Genomic DNA, 25,115 nt, shown 5'->3' with positions numbered 1-25,115 from the left:
CCCTCCTTCTGTCGCCCCCGTACCTGCCGTACGGGCATACGACGCGGCGGGCGCGCGTTCGGTTGCCGATCAGCTCACTTCGGCCACCGGCACCGGGGTCTCCTCCTCGCCGATGAAGGTGCGCCACAGCGTGGCGTACCGGCCGCCGAGGGCGAGCAGCTCGTCGTGGGTGCCGTCCTCGGCGACCCTGCCGTGGTCCATGACGACGACCCGGTCGGCGCGGGCGGCCGTGGTGAGCCGGTGGGCGACGACCAGGGTCGTGCGGCGCCCGGCAAGGCGGTCCGTGGCCGCGTTGACCTGGGCCTCGGTGGCCAGGTCGAGGGCGGCCGTGGCCTCGTCGAGGAGCAGCACGTCGGGGTCGACCAGCTCGGCGCGGGCCAGGGCGATCAGCTGGCGCTGGCCGGCCGAGAGGTTCCGGCCGCGCTCGGCGACCTCGTGGAGGTAGCCGCCGTCGAGGGTGGCGATCATGTCGTGGGCGCCGACCGCGCGGGCCGCGGCCTCCACCTCGGCGTCGCTCGCGTCCGGACGGCCGTACGCGATGGCGTCGCGGACCGTGCCGGGGAACAGATACGCCTCCTGCGGGACGACGCCGAGCCGGTGCCGGTACGCGGTGAGGTCCAGGTCGCGCAGGTCGGTGCCGTCGGCGGTGACCCGGCCGCCCGTCGGGTCGTAGAACCGGGCGACCAGCTTGACCAGCGTCGACTTGCCGGCGCCGGTCTCGCCGACGAAGGCGACGGTCTGCCCGGCGGGTATCCGCAGGTCGATGCCGGTGAGCGCCTCCTCCTCGGAGCCGTACGCGAAGGACACGTCCTCGAAGGCGATCTCGCCGCGCAGCTCCGGGACGGCCCGCGGCGCGGGGGCGGCCACGGTGGAGGTGGGCTCCTGGAGGAGCTCCTGCATCCGCTTCAGCGAGACGGTGGCCTGCTGGTAGCCGTCGAAGACCTGCGAGAGCTGCTGCACGGGCGCGAAGAACAGGTCGATGTAGAGCAGGTAGGCGACCAGCGCGCCGGTGGTGAGCGTGCCCGCCTCGATGCGGTGCGCGCCGGCGATCAGGACGGCCGCGGCGGCCACCGAGGAGAGCAGGGTGACGAACGGGAAGTAGATCGATATGAGCCACTGGCCGCGGATGCGGGCCGCCCGGTACTCGACGCTGCGGGCCGTGAAGCGCTCCACGCCCGCCTGCTCGCGCCGGAACGCCTGGACGATCCGCAGGCCCGACACCGACTCCTGGAGGTCGGCGTTGACCACGCCGACCCGCTCACGGGCCAGCTCGTACGCCTTCACGCTGGCGCGGCGGAAGAAGTAGGTGGCGACGGCGAGGACCGGCAGGGTCGTGAAGACGACCAGGGCGAGCTGGAGGTCGAGCACCAGGAGCGCGACCATGATGCCGAAGAACGTGACGACGGAGACGAAGGCCGTGACCAGGCCGGTCTGCAGGAACGTCGACAGGGCGTCGACGTCCGTGGTCATCCGGGTCATGATCCGGCCGGTGAGCTCGCGCTCGTAGTAGTCCAGGCCGAGCCGCTGGAGCTGGGCGAAGATCTTCAGCCGGAGCGCGTAGAGGATCCGCTCGCCGGTGCGGCCGGTCATCCGGGTCTCGGCGGTCTGCGCGATCCACTGGACGAAGACCGTGAGCAGGGCCAGCGCGGAGGCCGCCCAGACCGCGCCGATCGCGAGCTGGTTGACGCCCTTGTCGATGCCGTGCCGGATCAGGATCGGCAGCAGCAGGCCCGCGCCCGCGTCGATCGCGACGAGGGCGAGGCTGATCATGAGGGGCCGGCCGAAGCCGTGGAGCAGCCGGCGCAGGCCGTACGACTCCTCGGGCGCGACCGCGCGGGCCTCGTCGACGGCCGGGGTGTCGGTCGCCGCGGGCAGCGCGTCGACGGCGGCGAGCAGCTCCGGGGTGGCGCCGGCGCCCTTCAGCTCGCCCGGCTCGGCGCTCTCGTCGCGTACCCACAGGGTGGGCGTGATGCCGCGCTCGGCGTCGAACTCGGCGTCCAGCTCGGCCCGCAGCGTGCGGTCCTCGGGCAGCTCGGCCGGGAGGGCGTGGCCGGGCGAGACGCCGCCCAGCTCGTCGGGGTCGGTGAGCAGGCGGCGGTAGAGCGCGGAGCGCTGCTCCAGCTCCTCGTGGGTGCCGATGTCGGCGAGCCGGCCGTCGTCGAGGACGGCGATCCGGTCGGCGAGGCCGAGGGTGGAGCGGCGGTGGGCGATCAGCAGGGTGGTGCGGCCCGCCATCACCGACTTCAGGGCCTCGTGGATCTCGTGCTCGACCTTGGCGTCGACGGCGGAGGTGGCGTCGTCGAGGACGAGCAGGCGCGGGTCGGTGAGGATGGCGCGGGCGAGCGCGATGCGCTGGCGCTGGCCGCCGGAGAGGGTGAGGCCGTGCTCGCCGACCTTGGTGTCGTAGCCGTTCGGCAGCTCGGCGATGAACCGGTCCGCCTGCGCGGCGCGGGCCGCGGCGTCGATCTCCTCCTGCGTGGCGTCGGGCGCGCCGTACGCGATGTTGGCGCGGACCGTGTCGGAGAACAGGAAGCTGTCCTCCGGGACGAGGCCGACGGCGGCGCGCAGCGAGTCGAGGGTGAGCTCGCGGACGTCGTGGCCGCCGACGAGGACGGCGCCGTGCGTCACGTCGTAGAAGCGCGGCAGCAGGAGGGAGACGGTGGACTTGCCGGAGCCGGAGGCGCCGACGACGGCGACGGTCTCGCCGGGCCGGATCTCCAGCGAGAAGCCCTGCAGGACGGGGCTGGTCTTGCCGTTGGCGCCCTCGTACGCGAACGACACGTCGTCGAACTCGACCGTGGCGGGCGCGTCCGCCGGGAGCTCCTTCGAGCCGTCCCGCATCGTCGGCTCGGTGTCGATCAGCTCCAGGACCCGCTCGACGCCGGCCCGGGCCTGCTGACCGACGGTGAGGACCATGGCGAGCATGCGGACCGGGCCGACCAGGGAGGCCAGGTAGGCGGAGAAGGCGACGAAGGTGCCGAGGGTGATCTGCCCTCGGTACGCCAGCCAGCCGCCGAGTGCGAGCACGGCGACCTGGCCGAGGGCCGGGACGGCCTGGAGCGCGGGCGTGTACTTCGCGTTCAGCCGGATCGTGCGCAGCCGGCCGGCGAACAGCTTCCGCCCGGCCTCCCGGATCTTCCCGGTCTCCTGCGCCTCCTGCCCGAAGCCCTTCACGACGCGCACGCCGGTGACGGCCCCGTCGACGACGCCAGCGACGGCGGCGGCCTGCTGCTGCGCGTACCAGGTGGCGGGGTGCAGCCGGGTGCGGCTGCGGCGGGCGATCCACCACAGGGCGGGGGCGACGGCGAGGGCGACGAGGGTGAGCGGGAGGGACAGCGCGGCCATGACGCCGAGCGATATGAGGAAGAGGAGCACGTTCCCGATCGTCATCGGGAGCATGAAGAGCAGGCCCTGGATCAGCTGGAGGTCGCTGGTCGCGCGGCCGACGACCTGCCCGGTCGACAGCTCGTCCTGCCGCCGGCCGTCGAGCCGGGTGATCGTCGCGAACATCTCGGTGCGCAGGTCGTGCTGGACGTCGAGGGCGAGCCGGCCGCCGTAGAAGCGGCGTATGTACGTGAGGACGTAGACGACGACGGCGGAGGCGACCAGGAGCCCCGTCCACAGGGCGAGGGATCCGGTCTTCGCGCCGATGACGTCGTCGATGACGACCTTGGTGATGAGCGGGACGAGCGCCATCACGGCCATGCCGGCGAGCGAGGACCCGAGCGCCAGGACCACGTCCGTCCGGTACCGCCAGGCATACCCCCACAGCCGGCGCGCCCAGCCCGCCTGCCGTTTCTCCGTCTGCCGTTTCTCCGTCTGCTGCTGCCCCACCGCCGCCACGTGGCGCCTCCCGTCCGTCCTGCTCTACCGGAAGGCCCAACGCACCCGACGTGCGATTTCATCCCGCCGCAACAATTCGGGGGCGAAGACCGGTCCGGAGTCCTAGGACCCCGGACCGCCAGGCTCAGGCCGTCCCCGGCGGGGCGACCCATCGGGTGGGCTGGCCGGTGACGCGGGCGATGGCCTCGAAGTCCCGCTCGTAATGGAGCAGGGTGAGCCCCGACAGCTCGGCGGTGGCCGCGACCAGGAGGTCGACGGGGCCGGCGCCGCGGTGCTCGCCGCGATTGGTCAGCATCTGCTGGACGCGGCGGGCGCGGGAGTAGACGCCGTCGGGGACGGCGGTCCAGTTGAAGAGCCGGCCGAGCAGCTCCTCCTTGGCGAGCCGGTCGTTGGCGGACTGGGCCGAGTAGAGGATCTCCAGCTCGGTGATGTTGCAGAGGGCGATGACGCCTTCGGCGGTGAACCTCCGCCACTCGTCCTGGACGTGCTTCCTGGCGATGATGCGGACGGCGGCGGAGGTGTCGACGAGATAGGTGACCAGGCTCATCGGCGATAGTTCGCCTTGTCCATGAGGATGTCGAAGTCGCCCCGCTCGGCCATCTCCGTCAGCTGCTCCAGCGCCCGCAGCCGCTCACGGCGCCGCGCGACCTCCCGCAGGGCGGCGTTGACGGTGTCCTTCTTCGTCTTCGTGCCCAGTATTTCCGCCGCCTCGGCCAGGGCCAGGTCATCGACTTCCACGTACAGGTTCGACATGACCCGACCTCCATATATTGGCGACACATGGAGGATATGTCCGCTGGGAACGGCGCCGCAAACGCCGTTCACTCACAGGTGCGTCGGCTCGAACATCCGCAGCAGTGCCGGGAGGACCACCACCGAAGGGCCCGGGGTCGCGAGCGCGGCCGCGAGGTCCTTCGCCAGGGTGTCCGGGGTCGCCAGGGCCGCCGGGACGCCGAAGGAGCCGGCGAGGGCGACGAAGTCCGGGCGGGTCAGGTCGGTCGCCGTGGCCTCGCCGAAGGCGTCGGTCATGTACTCGCGCAGGATGCCGTAGCCGCCGTCGTCGACGATCAGCCACGTCACGTCGAAGCCGTGCTGCCTCGCCGTCGCCAGCTCCGCGAGCGAGTACATCGCGCCGCCGTCGCCCGACACTGCGAGCACCGGGCGCGTCGGGTCGGCGGCGGCCGCGCCGAGGGCGGCCGGGAAGGCGTAGCCGAGGCCGCCGGCGCCCTGGGCGGAGTGCATGGTGTTGGGGCGGCGGGCGTCGAAGGCGGACCAGGCCCAGTAGGCCAGGATCGTCATGTCCCAGAAGCTCGGCGCGTCGTCCGGCAGGGCCTCGCGGACGGCCGCGACGACCCGCTGCTCCAGGTCCAGGCCCTGCGCGGCGAGCCGGTCCCGCACCTTCGCCAGGACCGCGGCGACCCGCGCCGGGGCGTCCGGGTCCTCGCGCACCCCGACCGTCTCCAGGAGCGCCTGGAGCGCGAGCCGGGCGTCCGCGTGGATGCCGAGGGCCGGGTGGTTGGACTCCAGCTTCCCGGCGTCGGCCTCGATCTGGATCACCCGGCCGCGCGGGGCGAAGGTGTGGTAGTTCGAGGACAGCTCGCCGAGGCCGGAGCCGACGACGAGGAGGACGTCCGCGTCCTCCAGGAAGTCGGTGGTGTGCCGGTCCTCCAGCCAGGACTGCAGGGACAGCGGGTGACGCCACGGGAAGGCGCCCTTGCCGCCGAACGTGGTGACGACGGGCGCGGCGATCCGCTCGGCGAGCGCGAGCAGCTTGCCGGACGCGTCGGAGCGCACCACCCCGCCGCCCGCGATGATCACCGGGCGCTCGGCCTTCGCGAGCAGGTCGGCGGCGACCGCCGTCAGCTCGGGGCGCGGCACGACGTCCTCCGGCGCGGCGTCCAGGTACGTCACGACCGGGATCGCGGTCCCGGCCACCAGCACGTCCTGCGGGATCTCCACCCACACCGGCCCGTGCGGGGCGGTCAGCGCCGACTTCCAGGCGGCGGCGAGCGCGGACGGGATCTGGGACTGCGTACGGACCGTGTGCACGGACTTCACGACGTCGCGGAACGACGCCTGCTGGTCGCGCAGCTCGTGCAGGTACCCGTGCCGCCCGCCGCCGAGCCCCGCCACCGGCACCTGGCTGCCGATCGCCACCACCGGCGCGGACGCGGCGGCCGCCTCCTGCAGCGCGGCGAGCGACATCAGCGCGCCCGGCCCGGTCGACAGCAGCAGCGGGGCGGCCTCGCCGGTGATCCGGCCGTACGCGTCGGCGGCGAAGCCCGCGTTGTTCTCGACCCGCAGACCCACGTAGCGCAGGCCGCCGCGGCGCAGCGCGTCGAACATGCCGAGCGCGTGCTGCCCGGGCAGCCCGAACACGGTGGTGGCACCGAGCCCGGCGAGCGTCTCGACGACGAGGTCGCCACCGGTCCGCCCGGGGGGCGGGTTGAGGGCCGCCCGCGTCTGAGCCGCGGTGGGCCGGAGCACGAGGTCGTGGTCGTGGGTCATGGGTCCCTCGGGGTGGCGTGTCGGTCGGTGCGGCCCGGTGGCGGGGTGGCCGGGTGCCGGCACCCGCTCCGCGCAGGAGAAACGTACGCCGACGCTCCGGCCGCGGGGTGGGCCGGGCCGCTGCCCGGCCCGCCCCGCGCTCGCCTTACTTCGCCTCGCGCGCCGCCGCGATCTGGCGCGACATGATCGTCGTCAGCTCGTACGCCGTGTGGGACGCGGCCACGGCCGTGATCTCCGCGTGGTCGTAGGCCGGGGCGACCTCGACGACGTCGGCGCCGACGAGGTTGCAGGAGGAGAGGCCGCGGAGGATCTCCAGGAGCTCGCGGGAGGTCATGCCGCCGGCCTCGGGGGTGCCGGTGCCGGGGGCGTGGGCCGGGTCGAGGCAGTCGATGTCGATGGAGATGTACAGCGGGCGGTTGCCGATGCGCTGGCGCAGCTGGTCGGCGACCTCGTCGGCGCCGCGGCGGTAGATGTCCGCGGAGGTGACGATGCCGAAGCCCATCTTCTCGTCGTCGGTCAGGTCCTGCTTGCCGTACAGCGGGCCGCGGGTGCCGACGTGCGAGAGGGCGGAGGTGTCGAGGATGCCCTCCTCGACGGCGCGGCGGAACGGGGTGCCGTGGGTGTACTCGGCGCCGAAGTAGGTGTCCCAGGTGTCGAGGTGCGCGTCGAAGTGGAGCAGCGCGACCGGGCCGTGCTTCTTCGCGACGGAGCGGAGCAGCGGCAGGGCGACGGTGTGGTCGCCGCCGAGGGTCATCATGCGGGCGCCGGTGGCGAGCATGTCGTCGGCGGCGGCCTCGATGGTGTCGACGGCCTCGTTGATGTTGAACGGGTTGACGGCGATGTCACCGGCGTCCGCGACCTGGGCGAGGGCGAACGGGGAGGCGTCCTGCGCCGGGTTGTACGGGCGGAGCAGACGGGAGGCCTCGCGGATGGCGTTGCCGCCGAAGCGGGCGCCGGGGCGGTAGGAGACGCCGCTGTCGAAGGGGATGCCGACCACGGCGACGTCGGCGGTGCCGACCTCGTCGAGCCGCGGCAGCCGGGCGAACGTCGCGGGGCCGGCGTACCGCGGGATGCGGGACGAGTCGATCGGGCCGCGCGGGGTGTTCTGGTCGCTGCTGCTCATGGTCGGGGTCCTCCTGGGGGGGGTGTCGACGGGTTCGGGGTCCGGCTCGACCGTAAGTGGCCCCAAAGCGACATTGAAGTGTACGTTTCCTCCACTGTACGGGCGCGTTGAGTACGAAGGGTCCATGTCATGACCGTGGCCGAGGCCGTCACCACCCCGCCCGCGCCGCCCGTCCCGCTCGCCGCGCTCCTCGCGCGCGGGGAACTGGGGCTGCGGCTGCTCGTGGGCCCGGCGGACGGGGCCGACGTGTCGGACGTGTCGCTGCACTGGGTGCACACCTCCGAGATGGCCGACCCGTACCCGTATCTGCTCGGCGGCGAGCTGCTGATGACGGCGGGCGTGCAGCTCACGGATCCGGCGCGGTTCGTGGAGCGGGTCGTGGAGGCGGGCGCGGCGGCGCTCGGCTTCGGCGTGACGCCGGTGTGGGACACGGTGCCGCCGGCGCTCGTCGAGGCGTGCGAGCGGCTCGGACTGCCGCTGATCGAGGTGCCGCCCGCGACCCCGTTCACCGCGGTCGCCCGCGCGCTGTGGCGGCTGATGGCCGAGGCCCGGCTGCACGAGCTGCGCCGGGTCACCGAGGCCCAGCAGTCCCTGGCGACGGCCGCCGCCCGCCCGGCTCCGGTGCCCGCCGTCCTCGGCGCCCTCGCCTCGCGGCTCGGCGGGCGCGCGGTGCTCTTCGCCCCGGACGGCACGGAGTCGGCGGCGGCCGGCCGCGAGATCGCGCCCGCTGCCGCCCGGGCCCTCGCCGACCTCGCGGGCGTGGTCGGGCCCCGGCCCGGCGGCCCGGCGTCGGCCAGCGGCGACGGGGGCGGGGGCGGGCTGCGGCTGGCCGCGTACGCGCTGGGCGGCGGCGACGGACTGACGCTGGGCGTGGCGACGGAGCGGCGCGAGCCGGGCGACCACACGATCGTGGGCGTCGCCGTCGTCCTCCTCTCGCTGCTCACGGCCCCGCACCGGGCCGCCGACGTGACGGCCCGCGACACGGCCCTCGTCCGACTGCTGCTCGGCGCGGCCCCGCAGGACGCGGCGACCGCCCTGGCCCCGGGCCCGTGGACGGTGGTCCACGCGCGCGGCGGCGACGGCACGCCGTTCGCCGCTGCCGCGCTGGCGGCGGCCCTGGGGACGCCACTTGCGGACCCGGGAATTCCGGCTGCTCCGGGTGACGAGCGGGCCGAGGCGGCAGCGGGCGCGGCCCTGCCCGGCACGACAGGCGCAGCCCTGCCCCGCACGGCGGGCACAGCCCTCCCCCGCACGGCGGGCACAGCCCTCCCCCGCACGGCAGGCGCAGCCCTCCCCCGCACGGCAGCAGCCCTGCCCGGCACGGCGGGCGGGCAGGCCGCGGCGCCGCCCGGCGGTCGTGCCGGGGCCCGGACGGGCGCGGCCACGCCGGACGCGGCGGGCAGCCCGCCCGGGCCCGCTTCCGCCCCGCGCGCGGGCGGGCCCCGCACCGTCCGGCTCCTCCTCCCCGCCTCCTCCGCCGTCACCGCCCAGCCCGGCTGGGTGCTCGGGGTGAGCGCGCCCGCCGGGGCCGACGCGCTCCCGGCCGCCGACGCGCAGGCCGCCCGGGCGCTGCGGCGGGCCGAGGCCACGCGCGCGTCCCTCGTACGGCACCGGGCCGCCGGGTTCGCGGGGCTCGTCGACCGGGACGAGGCGGCGGCGTACGCGCGCGAGGTGCTCGCGCCGCTCACCCCCGCCCTGGCCGAGACCCTGCGGACCTGGCTGTCGCTGCACGGCAGCTGGGACCGGACGGCGGTGGCGATGGAGATCCACCGGAACACCGTGCGCCAGCGGATCGCCCGGATCGGGGCGCTGCTCGGCCGGGATCTGGACGACGCGGACGTGCGGATGGAGCTGTGGTTCGCATTGCACTCGGTGGCCAACTCTGGACAGAGGGGTTGACCGATCGGTAACTTCACTTCCATAGGCTGAGCAAGCGCTTAGACAACACTGGAACCGAAGGAGGCGGCTCGTGCGCCGTACCGTTTTCACCGAGGACCACGAGGCGTTCCGGGAGACCATCCGCGCCTTCGTCGAGGCCGAGGTCGTCCCCGTCTACGACGAGTGGTTCCAGACCGGCCAGGCGCCCCGCGACTTCTACTACAAGCTCGGCGAGCTGGGCCTCTTCGGCATCAACGTGCCGGAGGAGTTCGGCGGCGCCGGCCTGGACACGCACAAGTTCGAGGCCGTCCTGTACGAGGAGACCGCCCGCGCCGGCGTCAGCTTCGGCGGCTCCAACGTGCACGTGCTGCTCGCCCTGCCGTACATCAAGATGCTCGCCAACGACGAGCAGAAGAAGCGCTTCCTGCCGAAGTTCGTCTCCGGCGAGGAGATGTGGGCCCTCGCGATGACCGAGCCGGGCACCGGCTCCGACGTCGCGGGCATGAAGACCACCGCCAAGCTCTCCGAGGACGGCACCCACTACGTCCTCAACGGCGCCAAGACCTTCATCACCGGCGGCGTCCACGCCGACAAGGTGATCGTCTGCGCCCGCACCTCCGCCCCCTCGGCCGAGGACCGCCGCTTCGGCATCTCCCTCTTCGCCGTGGACACCAAGTCCGAGGGCTACTCCATCGGCCGCAAGCTCGACAAGCTCGGCCTGCGCGTCTCCGACACCGCGGAGCTCGCCTTCGTCGACGTCAAGGTCCCGGTCGAGGACCTGCTCGGCGAGGAGGGCAAGGGCTTCTACTACCTCGGCCACAACCTGGCCTCCGAGCGCTGGGGCATCGCCTTCGGCGCCTACGCGCAGGCCGCGGCCGCCGTCCGCTTCGCCCAGCAGTACGTCACGGACCGCACGGTCTTCGGCAAGACGGTCGCCTCCTTCCAGAACACCAAGTTCGAGCTGGCCGCCTGCCAGGCCGAGGTGGACGCGGCCCAGGCCGTCGCCGACCGCGCCCTGGAGGCCCTGGACGCCGGCGAGCTGACCCCGGCCGAGGCCGCCTCCGCCAAGCTGTTCTGCACCGAGGTCGCGCACCGCGTGATCGACCGCTGCCTCCAGCTGCACGGCGGCTACGGCTTCATGAACGAGTACCCGATCGCCCGCCTGTACACGGACAACCGGGTGAACCGCATCTACGGCGGCACCAGCGAGATCATGAAGTCGATCATCGCCAAGGACATGGGCCTTTAAGTGCCCGAGGCACCCGGCGCACTGGATGACCTGCTCGATCTGCTCGACCTGGAGCGGATCGAGCAGGACATCTTCCGCGGCCGGTCCCGCTCCGCGCTCGTCCCCCGCGTCTTCGGCGGCCAGGTGGCCGCCCAGGCGCTGGTGGCGGCGGGGCGGACCGTGCCCGCGGACCGGCTCGCCCACTCGCTCCACGCGTACTTCCTGCGCCCCGGCGACCCCGGCGCGCCGATCGTCTACAGCGTCGACCGGATCCGCGACGGCCGCTCCTTCACCACCCGCCGGGTGGTCGCGGTCCAGCACGGCCAGCCGATCTTCCACCTCTCGGCGTCCTTCCAGACGTACGAGGAAGGGCTCGACCACCAGGCGGAGATGCCGGCCGCGCCCGACCCCGAGACGCTGCCGACGCCCGCCGAGATGCTGCCCCGCCACCTGCCCCGCGAGGTCGCCGACCGGCTGATCGAGGCCCGCGCGGCCGTGGACCTGCGCTACGCGGAGGTGCCGCCGTGGGGCTCGGTCGGGCAGCCGCGCGAGCCGCGCTCGCAGGTGTGGTTCCGCACCAACGGCAAGCTCGCCGACGACCCCCTGCTGCACGTCGTCCTCGCCACCTACGTCTCCGACATGACCCTGCTCGACTCGGTCCTGCTCGCGCACGGGCGGGGCGGCTGGGCCGTCGGCGACGTCGTCGGGGCCTCGCTGGACCACGCCATGTGGTTCCACCGGCCGTTCCGCGCCGACGAGTGGCTGCTGTACGACCAGGAGTCGCCGACCGCGTCGGGCGGACGCGGGCTCGGGCAGGCCCGGATCTACACGCAGGACGGACGGCTCGCGATCTCCGTCATCCAGGAGGGTGTCGTTCGCGTCCCGCGCTGACGACCGGAAATACCGTCCGGCATGTGACATCGGAACAGCCGGAACAGCCGGAGCATGGTGAGAGCACGTTCACGGTGATCGTGGCGGCGGCGGCGAACCTCGGGATCGCCGTCGCCAAGGCCGTCGCCGGCATCATCAGCGGCTCCAGCGCCATGCTCTCCGAGGCCGCGCACTCGGTCGCCGACACCGTCACCGAGGGCATGCTGCTCACGGCGCTCAAGCGCAGCGCGAAACCGGCCGACGAGGACCATCCGGTCGGGTACGCGGGCGAGCGCTACGTCTGGGCGCTGCTGGCCGCGGTCGCCACCTTCGTCGGCGGCGCGGTGTTCTCGGTCTACGACGGCATCCACACGCTCGTCCACGGCGAGGAGCCGGGCGACCCCCTCGTCTCGTACCTGGTGCTCGCCGTCGCCTTCGTCCTGGAGGGCTTCTCGCTGCGCACCGGAATCCGTCAGGTGCGCGCCGAGGCGGCCCGCGCGGGCGCGCCCTTCGCCCGCTATCTGCGGCTGACGCCCGACACCACCGTCAAGGCCGTCGTCATGGAGGACACCGCCGCCCTCGCCGGGCTGCTGCTCGCCGCCGGCGGTCTGCTCGGCGGCCAGCTCACCGGCTCGGGAGTCTTCGACGGCGTCGCCTCGATCCTGATCGGCCTGCTGCTCGTGTACGTGGCCTGGGTCCTCGGCCGCTCCAACGCGGAACTGCTGGTGGGGCGGCCGTTGCCGCGGCATCTTCGCGAGGACGTACGGGCGGAGCTGCTGTCGGTCGAGCACGTCGTCGACGTGCTCGACCTGATCACCCTGATCCAGGGCCCGGGCGAGGTCATGGTCGCAGCGAAGATCGACTTCCGGGACGTCTCCTCGGCGGCCGAGGTGGAGGCCGCCTGCGAGACGGCGGAGGCCCGGCTGCGGGCCCGGGTCCCGTCGATCCGCCGTGTCTATCTGGACCCCACCCCCGGCGTCACGCCATGAGGCCCGCCGCGTCCAGCAGGTACGCCGTCAGCGGCTCGTAGGAGCGCGGGTCCACCACGTGGTCGTCGAGCGGGATCGTGACCTGCATCGTGCCCTCCGCCTCCGCGAGGAACAGCGCCGGGTCGTTGCAGTCCGCGTAGCCCAGGGTGTCGATGCCGCGCTGGGCCGCGCGGCCCGCCCAGCCGTGGTCGGCGACCACCAGGTCGGGCGCGGGCTCGCCGAGCGTCCGCAGCGCGTCGAGGATCGCGTTCATCGGCTCCGGGGAATGGGTGTGCCAGAGGCTGGCGCCGCGCTCGAAGACGGCGACGTCGGCGAACTGCACCACGTACCCCTCGTCGGCGGTCAGGCCGCCGGGGATCCGGACGATGTCGCAGCCGCGGGCGCGCAGGGCCGCGGCGACCCGGCTGTGCGCGTCGATGAGCGAGCCCGGGTGCCCGGTCGCGAACAGCACCCGCTCCTTGCCCGCGGCCGCCTTGGCGAGGCGCGCGGCCATCCGGTCGAGCGCGGCGACGGTCAGCTCGGGGTCGATCGTGTCCTGGCCGGCCCGGTACGCCGGGTCGTCCACGACGCCGCACCGCTCGGCCATGACCGCGAGCACGTCCTGCTCGTCCGTCCACCGGTCCCCGAGTTCGAGGCCGAGCCAGTAGTGCCGGTCTCCGTTGGCGAGCTTGCGGTAGTGGCTGAGGTTGTTGTCCCGTGGCGTGGCCACGTCCCCGGCGATCCGGGTCCGGACGAGGTGCTCGACGAGGGCGGCGCGGCTGAGTATCGGCATGCGGCTTATTGTGCCGGGCGCGGGGCCGGGCGCGGTGGGCATGACCCCCGCGTGGTCCGCGGGTCGCGGACCGCGCCCCTCACTCCCCCAGCGCTCCGAACGCCCCGTGCGCCAGGCTCCGCAGCAGCGACTCCATGCCCTCGCGGCCGAGCGGCGCTCCCAGGTGCGGCGTCGAGTTCAGCAGGCCGAAGACGGCGTGGACCGCGGCCCGGGCCTCCGACTCGCCGGCCGCCGGGTACAGCTCGCGGACGACGGCGACCCACAGCTCCACGTACTGGCGCTGGAGCTGGCGCACCCGCTTGCGGTCCTCGTCCTTGAGGCGGTCGAGTTCGCGGTCGTGGAGGGTGATGAGGGGGCGGTCGTCGAGGGCGAAGTCGATGTGGCCGTCGATGAGGGAGCCGAGGACGGCGCGCGGGTCCCCGTCGGATTCGGCCACGCGCAGCCGGCCGCCGTCCAGGAGCCGCTCGCTGATGCCGACGAGCAGCTCGGCGAGCATGGCGTCCTTGCCGGGGAAGTGCCGGTAGAGCCCGGGGCCGCTGATGCCGACCGCGGCTCCTATCTCGTCGACGCCCACGCCGTGGAAGCCGCGCTCGGCGAAGAGACGCGCGGCTTCCTTGAGGATCTGCTCGCGGCGCGTCGGCGCGTCCGTCCGCGTGGGGCTCGTGGTCATGGAAGCAATTCTAGACAAGCCTGTTAGCGCTCGTTAACCTGGCGGCATACGTTAACGCTCATTAACCGAGCGGACCGACCGAGCAAGGGAGCTCGACGGATGCAGCAGGCACCTGTGCTGACGAGCGCGGCTGATCCCGCCTCGGCGGCCTGGCAGGCCAACGAGGCGGCCCACCACGAGCTGGCCGCGACCCTGCGCGCCAAGCTCGCCGCGGCCGCCCTCGGCGGCGGCGAGAAGGCCCGCGCCCGGCACACCGCGCGAGGCAAGCTGCTGCCGCGCGACCGCGTGGACACCCTCCTGGACCCGGGTTCGCCCTTCCTGGAGCTGGCCCCGCTCGCCGCGCACGGGCTGTACGGCGACCAGGCCCCGGCGGCCGGCGTGATCGCGGGCATCGGCCGGGTCTCCGGCCGCGAGTGCGTGATCGTCGCCAACGACGCGACCGTCAAGGGCGGCACGTACTACCCGATGACGGTGAAGAAGCACCTGCGGGCGCAGGAGGTGGCCCTGGAGAACCGGCTGCCCTGCCTGTACCTGGTCGACTCCGGCGGCGCCTTCCTGCCGATGCAGGACGAGGTCTTCCCCGACCGCGAGCACTTCGGCCGGATCTTCTTCAACCAGGCCCGGATGTCCGGCGCCGGCATCCCGCAGATCGCCGCGGTGATGGGCTCGTGCACGGCCGGCGGCGCGTACGTGCCGGCGATGAGCGACGAGGCCGTGATCGTCCGCAACCAGGGCACGATCTTCCTCGGCGGCCCGCCGCTGGTGAAGGCCGCGACCGGCGAGGTCGTCACGGCGGAGGAGCTCGGCGGCGGCGAGGTGCACTCCCGTACGTCGGGCGTCACCGACCACCTCGCCGAGGACGACGCGCACGCCCTGCGGATCGTCCGCAACATCGTCGCCACCCTCCCCGAGCGCGGCGCGCTGCCCTGGTCGGTCGAGCCGGCCGAGGAGCCCAAGGTCGACCCGTACGGGCTGTACGGCGCCGTCCCGGTCGACTCCCGCACCCCGTACGACGTGCGCGAGGTCATCTCCCGCGTCGTCGACGGCTCGCGCTTCCAGGAGTTCAAGTCCGAGTACGGGCAGACGCTGGTCACCGGCTTCGCCCGGATCCACGGCCACCCGGTCGGCATCGTCGCCAACAACGGCATCCTGTTCGCCGAGTCCGCCCAGAAGGGCGCGCACTTCATCGAGCTGTGCGACCAGCGCGGCATCCCGCTGGTCTTCCTGCAGAACATCTCCGGCTTCATGGTCGGCAAGGCCTACGAGCACGGCGGCATCGCCAAGCACGGCGCCAAGATGGTGACGGCCGTGGCCACCACGCGCGTGCCGAAGCTGACGGTGGTGATCGGCGGTTCGTACGGCGCCGGCAACTACTCGATGTGCGGCCGGGCGTACTCGCCGCGCTTCCTGTGGATGTGGCCCAACGCCAAGATCTCCGTCATGGGCGGCGAGCAGGCCGCCTCGGTCCTCGCCACCGTCAAGCGCGACCAGCTCGGCGACGCGTGGAGCGCCGAGGAGGAAGAGGCGTTCAAGGCGCCGATCCGCGAGCAGTACGAGACGCAGGGCAGCGCCTACTACGCGACGGCCCGGCTGTGGGACGACGGGGTCATCGACCCGCTGGAGACCCGGCAGGTGCTGGGTCTCGCCCTGACCGCGTGTGCCAACGCGCCCCTGGGTGACCCCCAGTTCGGCGTCTTCCGGATGTGAGGGACCCCAACACCATGCAGCACCTGTTCGACACAGTGCTCGTCGCCAACCGTGGCGAGATCGCCGTCCGGGTCATCCGCACGCTGCGCGAGCTCGGCGTGCGTTCCGTCGCCGTCTACAGCGACGCGGACGCCGACGCCCGGCACGTGCGCGAGGCCGACACGGCGGTGCGGATCGGGCCGGCGCCCGCCGCCGAGTCGTATCTGAACGTCCCCGCACTCCTCGACGCGGCCCGCCGCACCGGCGCAGAGGCCGTGCACCCCGGCTACGGCTTCCTCGCCGAGAACGCGGGCTTCGCGCGGGCGTGCGCCGAGGCGGGCCTGGCCTTCATCGGGCCGTCCGCCGAGGCGATCTCCCTCATGGGCGACAAGATCCGCGCCAAGGAGACCGTCAAGGCCGCCGGCGTGCCGGTCGTCCCCGGCGCCGCCGACCCCGACATCGAGGCCGCGGCCCACGAGCTGGGCGCGCCCGTGCTGCTCAAGCCGAGCGCGGGCGGCGGCGGCAAGGGCATGCGGCTCGTCCGCGACCTCGCCGTCCTGGGCGACGAGATCGCGGCGGCGCGGCGCGAGGCGCGGTCCTCGTTCGGCGACGACACGCTGCTCGTGGAGCGGTGGATCGACCGCCCCCGGCACATCGAGATCCAGGTCCTGGCGGACGCCCACGGCAACGTGGTGCACCTCGGCGAGCGCGAGTGCTCGCTCCAGCGCCGCCACCAGAAGATCATCGAGGAGGCCCCGAGCGTCCTGCTGACCCCCGAGCTGCGCGCCGCGATGGGTGCGGCGGCGGTCGAGGCGGCGCGGTCCTGCGGCTATGTGGGCGCGGGCACGGTCGAGTTCATCGTGCCGGGCGGCGACCCGTCCTCGTACTACTTCATGGAGATGAACACCCGTCTCCAGGTCGAGCACCCCGTCACCGAGCTGATCACCGGCCTGGACCTGGTCGAGTGGCAGCTGCGGGTGGCCTCGGGCGAGCCGCTGTCCTTCGCCCAGGAGGACGTCCGGCTCGACGGCTGGGCCATCGAGGCCCGGATCTGCGCCGAGGACCCGTCGCGCGGCTTCCTGCCGTCGGGCGGCACGGTCCTCGCGCTGAACGAGCCGCAGGGCGCCGGGGTCCGCACGGACTCCGGTCTCGCGGCGGGCACGGAGGTCTCCTCCCTCTACGACCCCATGCTGTCGAAGGTCATCGTCCACGCCGCCGACCGGCCGACCGCGCTGCGCAAGCTGCGCGCCGCGCTCGCGGAGACGGTCACCCTCGGCGTCCCGACGAACGCGGGCTTCCTGCGCCGGCTGCTCGCCCACCCGGACGTGGTGTCGGGCGAGCTGGACACCGGACTGGTGGAGCGGGACGCGGAGTCGCTGGTCCCGGAGGGCGTCCCGGAGGAGGTGTACGCGGCGGCGGCGGCCGTGCGCTCCGCGGAGCTCGCCCCCGCGCCGCGGGACGGCTGGACGGACCCGTTCTCGGTGCCGAACGGCTTCCGCCTCGGCGGCACGCCGAAGCCGCTCGCCTTCCCGTTCCGGGTGGCGGGGTCCGAGCCCGTGACGGTCGAGGTGCCGGGCGGCGCCCGGGTGACGGACCGCTCGGTCAGCGTGACCGTCGGCGGGGTCACGCACCACTTCCACCGCGCCGGGGCCTGGCTCGGCCGGGACGGCGACTCCTGGCACGTCATGGACCACGACCCGGTCGCCGCCGCGCTCTCCGGTGCCCGGCACGGCGGGGCCGACACGCTCGCCGCGCCGATGCCCGGCACCGTCACGGTCGTGAAGGTGGCGGTCGGGGACGAGGTCGTCGCCGGTCAGAGCCTGCTGGTGGTGGAGGCGATGAAGATGGAGCACGTCATCTCCGCGCCGCACGCCGGGACCGTCACCGAACTGGACGTCACGCCGGGCACGACCGTGGCCATGGACCAGATCCTGGCCGTGGTGACCCCGAGCGACGAGGAGGAGAAGGCATGAGCGTCGACCTGCCGATGACCGTCGCCGATCCCGCGCTGCCGGCCCGGGTGCGGATCCACGAGGTCGGGCCGCGCGACGGGCTGCAGAACGAGAAGACCGCCGTGCCGACCGAGGTGAAGGCGGAGTTCATCCGCCGCCTGGCGGCCGCCGGGCTGGACACCGTCGAGGCGACGAGCTTCGTGCACCCGAAGTGGGTGCCCCAGCTCGCCGACGCCGAGGAGCTGTTCCCGCAGGTCAAGGATCTGCCCGTCCGGCTTCCGGTGCTCGTGCCGAACGAGCGCGGCCTGGACCGGGCGCTCGCGCTCGGGGCCCGCGAGGTCGCCGTCTTCGCGTCGGCGACCGAGTCCTTCGCGAAGGCCAACCTCAACCGGACCGTCGACGAGGCGCTGGCCATGTTCGCGCCGACCGTCACCCGGGCCATAGAGGCCGGCCTGAAGGTCCGCGGCTATCTGTCGATGTGCTTCGGCGACCCCTGGGAGGGCGCGGTCCCCCTCGATCAGGTCGTCCGGGTGACCAAGGCGCTCGCCGAGATGGGCTGCGACGAGCTGAGCCTCGGCGACACCATCGGCGTCGCCACCCCGGGCCATGTGAAGGCGCTGCTCACGGCGCTGAACGAGGCCGGCGTGCCCACCTCCCGCATCGCCGTGCACTTCCACGACACCTACGGGCAGGCGCTGGCCAACACCCACGCCGCCCTCCAGCACGGCGTCACCGTCTTCGACGCCTCCGCGGGCGGCCTCGGCGGCTGCCCGTACGCCAAGTCCGCCACCGGCAACCTCGCCACCGAGGACCTGGTGTGGATGCTCCGCGGTCTCGGCATCGAGACCGGGGTAGATCTGGCCGCCCTCACCGCCACGAGCGTGTGGATGGCCGAACAGCTGGGCCGCCCGAGCCCGTCCCGTACCGTCCGAGCGCTCTCCCACAAGGAGTCCTGAGCATGTCCCTCGACCACCGACTCTCCGAAGAGCACGAGGAACTCCGCCGTACGGTGGAGGAGTTCGCCCACGACGTCGTCGCCCCGAAGATCGGCGACTACTACGAGCGGCACGAGTTCCCGTACGAGATCGTCCGCGAGATGGGCCGCATGGGCCTGTTCGGCCTGCCGTTCCCCGAGGAGTACGGCGGCATGGGCGGCGACTACCTGGCGCTCGGCATCGCCCTGGAGGAGCTGGCCCGGGTCGACTCCTCGGTCGCCATCACGCTGGAGGCGGGCGTCTCGCTCGGCGCCATGCCGGTCTACCGCTTCGGCACGGAGGAGCAGAAGCGCGCGTGGCTGCCGAAGCTGTGCTCCGGCGAGATGCTCGGCGCGTTCGGTCTGACCGAGCCGGGCGCCGGCTCGGACGCGGGCGGCACCCGGACCACGGCCGTCCGTGACGGCGACCAGTGGGTCATCAACGGCTCGAAGTGCTTCATCACCAACTCCGGCACGGACATCACGGGCCTGGTGACGGTGACCGCGGTGACCGGCCGCAAGCCCGACGGCCGCCCGCTGATCTCCTCGATCATCGTCCCCTCGGGCACGCCCGGCTTCACCGTCGCCGCGCCCTACTCGAAGGTCGGCTGGAACGCCTCCGACACCCGCGAACTCGCCTTCGACGACGTGCGCGTGCCGGTGGAGAACCTGCTCGGCGAGGAGGGCCGCGGCTACGCGCAGTTCCTGCGGATCCTCGACGAGGGCCGGGTCGCGATCTCGGCGCTCGCCACGGGCCTCGCCCAGGGCTGTGTCGACGAATCGGTCACGTACGCGAAGGAACGTCACGCCTTCGGCCGTCCGATCGGCGACAACCAGGCCATCCAGTTCAAGATCGCCGACATGGAGATGCGCGCCCACATGGCCCGCGTCGGCTGGCGCGACGCGGCCTCCCGCCTCGTCCTCGGCGAGCCGTTCAAGAAGGAGGCGGCGCTCGCGAAGCTGTACTCGTCGACGGTGGCCGTCGACAACGCCCGCGAGGCGACGCAGATCCACGGCGGCTACGGCTTCATGAACGAGTACCCGGTGGCCCGGATGTGGCGCGACTCGAAGATCCTGGAGATCGGCGAGGGCACCAGCGAGGTCCAGCGGATGCTGATCGCGCGGGAGCTCGGTCTGTCGTCCTGACCCCCACGGCACAGCGGCGAAAGCCCGTCACCCCGGCCCGGGGTGGCGGGCTTTCGCCGTTGCCGGTCCCTCGCGCGGCCCCGTCAGCCCCGCCACGTGCCCGCCCGGCCCGCCGACCACGCCGCCGCCGGCGCGGCGAGCGGGGCCGCCGGCCTCGGCCAGCAGGCCGTGGGCGGGGCGGTGGGAGCGGGCTCGTCGCGGCGGGCCGCGAGGGACTGCAGGACCAGGACGCAGGCGGCCAGTTCCTCCGGCGTCGGCGCGCCGCGCAGCACCCGGATCGGGCTCCCGCCGGCGCTCACTGGGGCTGGTTCCCGTGCTTGCGGCTGGGCAGCGGCGCGTGTTTGGCGCGCAGCATGGCCAGCGCGTCGATCAGCCGGGCGCGGGTGTCGGCCGGGTCGATGACGGAGTCGACGAGGCCGCGCTCGGCCGCGTAGTACGGGTGCATCAGCTCCGCCCGGTACTCCTTCACCAGCCGGGCGCGGGCCGCGTCCGGGTCGGCCGCCGCCGCGATCTCGCGCCGGAAGACCACGTTCGCGGCGCCCTCCGCGCCCATCACCGCGATCTCGTTGCTCGGCCAGGCCAGCGACACGTCGGTGCCGATGGAGCGCGAGTCCATCACGATGTACGCGCCGCCGTACGCCTTGCGCAGGATCAGCTGGACGCGCGGGACGGTGGCGTTGCAGTACGCGTAGAGCAGTTTGGCGCCGTGCCGGATGATGCCGCCGTGCTCCTGGTCGACGCCGGGCAGGAAGCCGGGCACGTCGACCAGGGTGACCAGCGGGATGTTGAAGGAGTCGCAGGTCTGCACGAAGCGGGCGGCCTTCTCCGAGGCGTGGATGTCGAGCACGCCGGCGAACGCGGACGGCTGGTTGGCGACCACGCCCACGACCCGTCCGTCGAGCCGGGCGAGCGCGCACACGATGTTGGTGGCCCAGCTCTCCTGGATCTCCAGGACGTCGCCGTCGTCGACGATCTCCTCGATCACCGCCCGCATGTCGTACGCGCGGCCGGGGTCGGCGGGGACGAGGTCGAGCAGCGCCTCGGTGCGCCGGTCCGGCGGGTCCGCGGTGGGCTCGGCGGGCGGCAGCTCGCGATTGTTCGCGGGCAGCATCGAAAGCAGGTGCCGCACGTCCTCCAGGCAGGACTCCTCGTCGTCGCAGGCGAAGTGGGCGACGCCGGAGACGGAGGCGTGGGCGTCGGCGCCGCCCAGCGCGTCGTGCGTGATGACCTCGCCGGTGACGGCCTGGACGACGTCGGGCCCGGTGATGAACATCTGGGCGGTGCCGCGCACCATGAAGACGAAGTCGGTGAGCGCCGGGGAGTAGGCGGCACCGCCGGCGCAGGGCCCGAGGATCACGCTGATCTGCGGGATCACACCGGAGTTGCGCACGTTGCGGGTGAAGATGCCGCCGTAGCCGGCGAGCGCGGTGACGCCCTCCTGGATGCGGGCGCCGGCGCCGTCGCACAGGCCGACGATGGGCGCGCCGGCCGCCTCTGCCAGGTCCATCAGCTTGTGGATCTTCTCGGCGTGGGCCTCGCCGAGGGCGCCGCCGAAGATCCGGAAGTCGTGGGCGTAGGCGAACACCGTGCGGCCGTGCACCCGACCCCAGCCGGTGACCACGCCGTCGGTGTGCGGGCGGCGGTCCTCCAGGCCGAAGCCGGTGGCGCGGTGCCGGCGCAGTTCCTCGATCTCGGAGAAGGTGCCCTCGTCGAAGAGGAGGGCGAGGCGCTCGCGGGCGGTCAGTTTGCCCTTGGCGTGCTGGGCCTCGGTGGCCCGTTCGGACGGGCCGCGGCGGACCCGCTCGTGCAGGGCGGCGAGTTCCGCCGCCCGGTCGCGAAGTGAGCCGTCCGCAAGGGCCGCGGCGCCGGCGCTGGTCCCGGGTCTCGGGGGCGTTTCCTCGACAACGGTCATGCGGTGCAGGATGCGCCGGGCTGCTCAAGGCGGGCTCGAACGCTTCTGCATGAGGCACTGGAGAACGGCTCGATCGGCGCGGACCACGCTGGTGTCCATGACTCTTCCTCAGCGCCGGCCGCGTCCTTCCGTCGTCCTGATGTTCCCGGGGACCGGGGCACAGCATCCGCGCATGGCGGCCGGGCTCTACGGGCACGAGCCGGTGTTCACCGCGGCCGTGGACGAGGTCCTCGGGCTGCTCGGTCCGGTGGGCGCGGAGGCCCGGGCGGACTGGCTGGCACAGGTGCCGGCGGTGCCGATGGACGCCGACGCGCGGTCGGCGCCGCTGCTGTTCGCCGTGAACTACGCGATGGGCCGGCTGGTGGAGAGCTGGGGGGTGCGCCCGGACGCGTATCTCGGGCACAGCATGGGCGAGTTCACGGCGGCGGTGCTCGCCGGGGTGTTCCCGCTGGCGGACGCGGTGCGGCTGCTGTGGGCGCGGGTGCTGATGCAGCGGACGACGCCGGCCGGCGGGATGCTGGCGGTGGCCGCCGCGCCGGCGGAGCTCTCGGGGTACGTGGGCGGGGACGTGGTGGTGGCGGCGGTGAACGCGCCCCGGCACACGGTGCTCTCGGGCCCGGACGGGCCGCTGGAGGAGGTCGCGCGGCGGCTCGTCGCGGACGGCCGGACGTTCCGCCGGCTCGCCGCGCGCAGCCCGTACCACAGCCCGGCGCTCGCCCCGCTGGTCGCGCCGACGCGGGAGCTGCTCGCGCCGATGCGGCTCGCGCCGCCGCGGGTGCCGATCTACTCGGCGTACACGACCGGGCCGCTGGGGCCCGGGCGGGCGGTGGCGCCGGAGTTCTGGGCGGGCCAGCCGACCGCCCCGGTGCTGTTCTGGCCGACGCTCGACCGGGTGCTGGCGGCGGCGGACCGGGTCCTGGTGGAGGCCGGTCCGGCGCAGAGCCTGACGGTCATCGCGCGCGGTCACGCGGCGGTGCGGGCCGGGCGCAGCGAGGTGCTGGCGACGCTGCCGCCGCGGGCGAAGGGGCCCGAGGAGGACCGGCGGAGCGTGCGCGCGGCCCGCGAGCGGCTGCTCGCGCTCGCGGGCCCGCACGCCGCGCCGGCGCCGGTTCACTCCGGCTGATTGCCGCTGGCCCGGCCGGAGTGGAAGGGGCTGGTCACGCCGTCGTAGGCGAGGTGGAGGACCATGCCGTCGCGGGCGTGGTCGAGGTTGTGGCAGTGGTCCATCCACACGCCGGGGTTGTCGGCGCGGAAGGCGACCTCGTACCGCTCGCCGGGAGCGACGTTGAGGGTGTCGGTCCACCAGGGGCTGCCGGTGGCCTTCTCGTCGTCGCGGGACAGCACGAGCAGCCGGTGGCCGTGCAGGTGCATGGGGTGGTCGTCGAGACTGCGGTTGACGAGGCTGACGCGCACCAGGTCGCCCTCCTTGACCATGAGCGCCGGGATGTCCGGGTAGACGGCGTTGTTGACCGTCCACAGCATCATCGGCCGGCCGTCGAAGAAGCCGACGCTGTTGCCGAGGACGAGGTGGAAGTCGCGGTCGTAGCGGCTGTCGGGGCCGAACGGGGTGGTGGTGGGGCCGCCGTAGTGCAGCGGGTCGAAGAGCGGCCCGTCGACGGCGGGCGGCGCGGTGGTGCCGGCGCCGGCCGGGGCGAGCAGCAGCGAGGCGGTCTCCAGGCGGCCGGCGCCGTAGGCGCCGTCCTCGCCGCAGCCCTCGAAGCTGTGGCTGGCGCTCGACGCGTTGGCGTCGCCGATGACGGTGAGGTGCACGGGGGTCGCGGGCTGGACGAAGGTGACGTCCATCCGGCCGCCGCCGGCGATCCGCAGCCTCCGGTCGTTCAGTTCGGAGGGGGCGTTGACGTCGTTGCCGTCGATCGCGGCGACCTTGAACGGGGTGCCGGCGAGGGAGTACGTACGGGGGCAGTTGTCGGCGTTGACCAGGCGCAGCCGGACCGGCGTGCCGGCGGCCACCTGCTGGGTCCGGCGCCGGGTGTCGTCGCCGAGCGCGGTGCGCAGCAGGCCGCCGAGGCCGTTCTCGCCGCTGAGCGCGCCGCCGCCGTGCGGCGGGCCGCCCCCGCCGTCGCCTTCGGAGGCGCCGCCGGACGCGCCCTTGGCGTCGGTGACGGGCCAGGCGTGCGCGACCACGGTCCGGTCGACGCCCTGCGGGCGGGCGCCGGGCTCCTCGACGACGAGGGCGCCGAACAGGCCGCGGGTGACGACGGTGCTGGACTGCTGGTGCGAGTGGTACCAGAAGGTGCCGGCCCGCGGCGGCCGGAAGCGGTAGACGTGCCGCTCGCCGGGCCGCACCGCGTCCTGGGTGACGCCGGCGACGCCGTCCTCGGCGTTGGGGACGTCGACGCCGTGCCAGTGCACGGTCACGCCCTCCTTCACGTTCCGGTTGATCAGCACGACCTCGGTCAGCTCGCCGCGCACCATGCGCAGTTCGGGTCCGGGCAGGCTGCCGTTGAAGGCGAGCGCCCGGATCTTCTCCCCGGACGCCAGGGTCATCGTGCCGCTGGTCGCGGTGAGGGTGAAGCTGCGGGTCGGCCGCTCGTCGCGCGGGCCCGTGAGGGTGGCGACGTCGCGCATCGGGGAGCCGCCGGCGGCCGCGCCGCCGCCGAGGTCGAAGGTGTGCGCGTGCTGGGCGCTGCCGAGCGTGTCGGGCAGCCGGCTCTCCTGCCACATCAGCGAGCAGCCGGCCGTCGACAGCAGGGCCACGGAGGTCAGCAGCGCGGTCGGCCGCACCAGCCGGCGGGCCCGCGACGGCCGCGTCCACCCGGCCGCGGCGAGCTCGGCGCGGCGGCGCTGCTGGAAGAGCAGCAGCGCGCCCGCGACGGCCGCGAACAGGGCGAGTTCGAGGACGAAGGGGGCGGTGTAGGTGGGCGTCGGCGGGTGGAGGGTGAGCACCCCGGCCACCAGCGCCACGGCGAAGCAGGCCCGCACGGGCACGACGAGCCGCGGGTCGGCGGCGGCGCGGCGGAGGTCGGGCGGCGCGAGGGGCGGAGCGGCGGGCCCGGCGGGGTACGGGGGCAGCGGGCCGGCACCGGCCGGCCCGGGGCCGGTGCCGTCGGCGCCGGGCCGGGCCTCGGCGCGGTGGCCGGATCCGGTCGCCTCCGCCCCGGTGCCGGCGGCGCCCGCCCCGACCGCGACCGGCTCGGCCGGCCGTCCGGCCGGGGCCGCGGGCGGCTCGGCCGAGGAGCGGGACGCGCGGACGACCCGTACGTACGCCGGGATCGCGAGGGCCGCGACCGCCGCGCCCGCCACCGTCAGCGGTACGGCCGCGAACAGCACGAAGTCCGCGCCGCCGCGCCAGCCGGCCGCCGCGGCCAGGGCGACGGCCAGCCCCACCCGCAGCGCGAGGACCAGCAGGGACACGCAGACGAGGACGAGGCCGAGACGGGCCCGGCGCCGGAGCGAGCGGGCGGTGCGCCGGGTCGCCAGGGTGCGGGCGCCGCGCGCCGCGTAGCCCCAGAAGACCGCGGCCAGGACGGCCCACAGCAGGTTCTGCTCGAAGAGGTTCTCCACCATGCGGCCAGCGTGGTGGGGGTGCTTCGAGTCTGGCTCG

At 74.0% G+C, this 25,115-nt stretch carries 19 protein-coding genes; 9 read left to right on the top strand and 10 right to left on the bottom strand.

What is annotated here, in order from left to right:
- Window positions 1-69: 69 nt before the first annotated feature.
- The 5 genes from ACFYU9_RS07310 to speB form a co-directional block, all read right to left on the bottom strand.
- A complete protein-coding gene (locus tag ACFYU9_RS07310) occupies window positions 70-3,843 on the bottom strand; it encodes an ABC transporter ATP-binding protein (RefSeq protein WP_389343410.1) in 3,774 nt (1,257 codons plus the stop codon).
- A gap of 124 nt (window positions 3,844-3,967) precedes the next feature.
- On the bottom strand, window positions 3,968-4,390 hold the full coding sequence (locus ACFYU9_RS07305) for a PIN domain nuclease (RefSeq protein ID WP_389343407.1): 423 nt from the start codon (window positions 4,388-4,390) through the stop codon (window positions 3,968-3,970).
- Entirely contained in the window at window positions 4,387-4,596 is a 210-nt protein-coding gene (locus tag ACFYU9_RS07300) for a type II toxin-antitoxin system VapB family antitoxin (protein ID WP_389206386.1), read from the bottom strand. The genes ACFYU9_RS07305 and ACFYU9_RS07300 overlap by 4 nt, the downstream gene beginning before the upstream one ends.
- Window positions 4,597-4,668: 72 nt before the next feature.
- The gene (locus ACFYU9_RS07295) at window positions 4,669-6,351 is read right to left on the bottom strand and encodes a thiamine pyrophosphate-binding protein (RefSeq protein ID WP_389343404.1); all 1,683 of its coding nucleotides are present in this window, start codon (window positions 6,349-6,351) and stop codon (window positions 4,669-4,671) included.
- Window positions 6,352-6,496: 145 nt separating this feature from the next.
- Window positions 6,497-7,474, bottom strand: coding sequence for an agmatinase (gene speB, locus ACFYU9_RS07290; RefSeq protein ID WP_389206390.1), 978 nt, complete (start codon window positions 7,472-7,474; stop codon window positions 6,497-6,499).
- Between the two features lie 129 nt (window positions 7,475-7,603).
- Here speB and ACFYU9_RS07285 point away from each other — a divergent pair, with 129 nt between their 5' ends.
- The 4 genes from ACFYU9_RS07285 (at window position 7,604) to ACFYU9_RS07270 (ending at window position 12,439) form a co-directional block, all read left to right on the top strand.
- Entirely contained in the window at window positions 7,604-9,373 is a 1,770-nt protein-coding gene (locus ACFYU9_RS07285; RefSeq protein WP_389343401.1) for a PucR family transcriptional regulator ligand-binding domain-containing protein, read from the top strand.
- A 70-nt stretch (window positions 9,374-9,443) separates the two neighbouring features.
- Window positions 9,444-10,601, top strand: coding sequence for an acyl-CoA dehydrogenase family protein (locus ACFYU9_RS07280; RefSeq protein ID WP_389206394.1), 1,158 nt, complete (start codon window positions 9,444-9,446; stop codon window positions 10,599-10,601).
- Window positions 10,602-11,471, top strand: coding sequence for an acyl-CoA thioesterase (locus ACFYU9_RS07275; RefSeq protein ID WP_389206396.1), 870 nt, complete (start codon window positions 10,602-10,604; stop codon window positions 11,469-11,471).
- Window positions 11,472-11,494: 23 nt separating this feature from the next.
- Complete coding sequence (locus tag ACFYU9_RS07270; protein ID WP_389343398.1) at window positions 11,495-12,439, top strand: cation diffusion facilitator family transporter; 945 nt, start codon at window positions 11,495-11,497, stop codon at window positions 12,437-12,439.
- Here the strand turns inward: ACFYU9_RS07270 and ACFYU9_RS07265 are convergent.
- Together ACFYU9_RS07265 and ACFYU9_RS07260 are read right to left on the bottom strand one after the other, a co-directional pair.
- Entirely contained in the window at window positions 12,429-13,211 is a 783-nt protein-coding gene (locus tag ACFYU9_RS07265; RefSeq protein ID WP_389343395.1) for a phosphatase, read from the bottom strand. The two genes, ACFYU9_RS07270 and ACFYU9_RS07265, sit on opposite strands and share 11 nt — an antisense overlap.
- A gap of 79 nt (window positions 13,212-13,290) precedes the next feature.
- A complete protein-coding gene (locus tag ACFYU9_RS07260) occupies window positions 13,291-13,881 on the bottom strand; it encodes a TetR/AcrR family transcriptional regulator (RefSeq protein ID WP_389206402.1) in 591 nt (196 codons plus the stop codon).
- A gap of 99 nt (window positions 13,882-13,980) precedes the next feature.
- Here ACFYU9_RS07260 and ACFYU9_RS07255 point away from each other — a divergent pair, with 99 nt between their 5' ends.
- Genes ACFYU9_RS07255 through ACFYU9_RS07240 form a run of 4 tightly spaced genes read left to right on the top strand, consistent with a single transcriptional unit; the run spans window position 13,981 to window position 19,638 of the window.
- Complete coding sequence (locus tag ACFYU9_RS07255) at window positions 13,981-15,588, top strand: carboxyl transferase domain-containing protein (protein WP_389206404.1); 1,608 nt, start codon at window positions 13,981-13,983, stop codon at window positions 15,586-15,588.
- A gap of 14 nt (window positions 15,589-15,602) precedes the next feature.
- Window positions 15,603-17,540 (top strand): biotin carboxylase N-terminal domain-containing protein, encoded by a 1,938-nt coding sequence (locus tag ACFYU9_RS07250; protein WP_389343392.1) that lies wholly within the window; start codon window positions 15,603-15,605, stop codon window positions 17,538-17,540.
- Window positions 17,537-18,475 (top strand): hydroxymethylglutaryl-CoA lyase, encoded by a 939-nt coding sequence (locus ACFYU9_RS07245; RefSeq protein WP_389343389.1) that lies wholly within the window; start codon window positions 17,537-17,539, stop codon window positions 18,473-18,475. The genes ACFYU9_RS07250 and ACFYU9_RS07245 overlap by 4 nt, the downstream gene beginning before the upstream one ends.
- A gap of 2 nt (window positions 18,476-18,477) precedes the next feature.
- Complete coding sequence (locus ACFYU9_RS07240; RefSeq protein WP_389206411.1) at window positions 18,478-19,638, top strand: acyl-CoA dehydrogenase family protein; 1,161 nt, start codon at window positions 18,478-18,480, stop codon at window positions 19,636-19,638.
- An 83-nt stretch (window positions 19,639-19,721) separates the two neighbouring features.
- On the opposite strand, the gene ACFYU9_RS07235 is transcribed toward ACFYU9_RS07240, so the two are convergent.
- Entirely contained in the window at window positions 19,722-19,937 is a 216-nt protein-coding gene (locus ACFYU9_RS07235) for an acyl-CoA carboxylase subunit epsilon (RefSeq protein WP_389343386.1), read from the bottom strand.
- Window positions 19,934-21,550: an acyl-CoA carboxylase subunit beta gene (locus ACFYU9_RS07230; protein WP_389206414.1), complete on the bottom strand. Its 1,617-nt coding sequence runs from the start codon at window positions 21,548-21,550 to the stop codon at window positions 19,934-19,936. Before ACFYU9_RS07230 ends, ACFYU9_RS07235 begins: the two co-directional genes overlap by 4 nt.
- Before the next feature lie 97 nt (window positions 21,551-21,647).
- Here ACFYU9_RS07230 and ACFYU9_RS07225 point away from each other — a divergent pair, with 97 nt between their 5' ends.
- Window positions 21,648-22,673 (top strand): acyltransferase domain-containing protein, encoded by a 1,026-nt coding sequence (locus tag ACFYU9_RS07225; protein WP_389343383.1) that lies wholly within the window; start codon window positions 21,648-21,650, stop codon window positions 22,671-22,673.
- Here ACFYU9_RS07225 and ACFYU9_RS07220 read toward each other — a convergent pair.
- A complete protein-coding gene (locus ACFYU9_RS07220) occupies window positions 22,661-25,078 on the bottom strand; it encodes a multicopper oxidase family protein (protein WP_389343380.1) in 2,418 nt (805 codons plus the stop codon). The two genes, ACFYU9_RS07225 and ACFYU9_RS07220, sit on opposite strands and share 13 nt — an antisense overlap.
- Window positions 25,079-25,115 lie beyond the last annotated feature (37 nt).

It is taken from the genome of Streptomyces sp. NPDC004327 (genome assembly GCF_042873935.1).
Taxonomy (GTDB): domain Bacteria; phylum Actinomycetota; class Actinomycetes; order Streptomycetales; family Streptomycetaceae; genus Streptomyces.
Note: the sequence above shows the minus strand (reverse complement) of the source record. Positions and strands in the feature narration are given on the sequence as shown.

Bases quoted from the DNA above. Each gene is read 5' to 3' on its own strand.
- ACFYU9_RS07250 (WP_389343392.1), top strand. From the start codon at position 15,603: ATGCAGCACCTGTTCGACACAGTGCTCGTCGCCAACCGTGGCGAGATC.
- ACFYU9_RS07245 (WP_389343389.1), top strand. From the start codon at position 17,537: ATGAGCGTCGACCTGCCGATGACCGTCGCCGATCCCGCGCTGCCGGCC.
- ACFYU9_RS07295 (WP_389343404.1), bottom strand. From the start codon at position 6,351: ATGACCCACGACCACGACCTCGTGCTCCGGCCCACCGCGGCTCAGACG.
- ACFYU9_RS07305 (WP_389343407.1), bottom strand. From the start codon at position 4,390: ATGAGCCTGGTCACCTATCTCGTCGACACCTCCGCCGCCGTCCGCATC.
- ACFYU9_RS07240 (WP_389206411.1), top strand. From the start codon at position 18,478: ATGTCCCTCGACCACCGACTCTCCGAAGAGCACGAGGAACTCCGCCGT.
- speB (WP_389206390.1), bottom strand. From the start codon at position 7,474: ATGAGCAGCAGCGACCAGAACACCCCGCGCGGCCCGATCGACTCGTCC.
- ACFYU9_RS07285 (WP_389343401.1), top strand. From the start codon at position 7,604: ATGACCGTGGCCGAGGCCGTCACCACCCCGCCCGCGCCGCCCGTCCCG.
- ACFYU9_RS07265 (WP_389343395.1), bottom strand. From the start codon at position 13,211: ATGCCGATACTCAGCCGCGCCGCCCTCGTCGAGCACCTCGTCCGGACC.
- ACFYU9_RS07300 (WP_389206386.1), bottom strand. From the start codon at position 4,596: ATGTCGAACCTGTACGTGGAAGTCGATGACCTGGCCCTGGCCGAGGCG.
- ACFYU9_RS07255 (WP_389206404.1), top strand. From the start codon at position 13,981: ATGCAGCAGGCACCTGTGCTGACGAGCGCGGCTGATCCCGCCTCGGCG.
- ACFYU9_RS07230 (WP_389206414.1), bottom strand. From the start codon at position 21,550: ATGACCGTTGTCGAGGAAACGCCCCCGAGACCCGGGACCAGCGCCGGC.
- ACFYU9_RS07225 (WP_389343383.1), top strand. From the start codon at position 21,648: ATGACTCTTCCTCAGCGCCGGCCGCGTCCTTCCGTCGTCCTGATGTTC.
- ACFYU9_RS07260 (WP_389206402.1), bottom strand. From the start codon at position 13,881: ATGACCACGAGCCCCACGCGGACGGACGCGCCGACGCGCCGCGAGCAG.
- ACFYU9_RS07220 (WP_389343380.1), bottom strand. From the start codon at position 25,078: ATGGTGGAGAACCTCTTCGAGCAGAACCTGCTGTGGGCCGTCCTGGCC.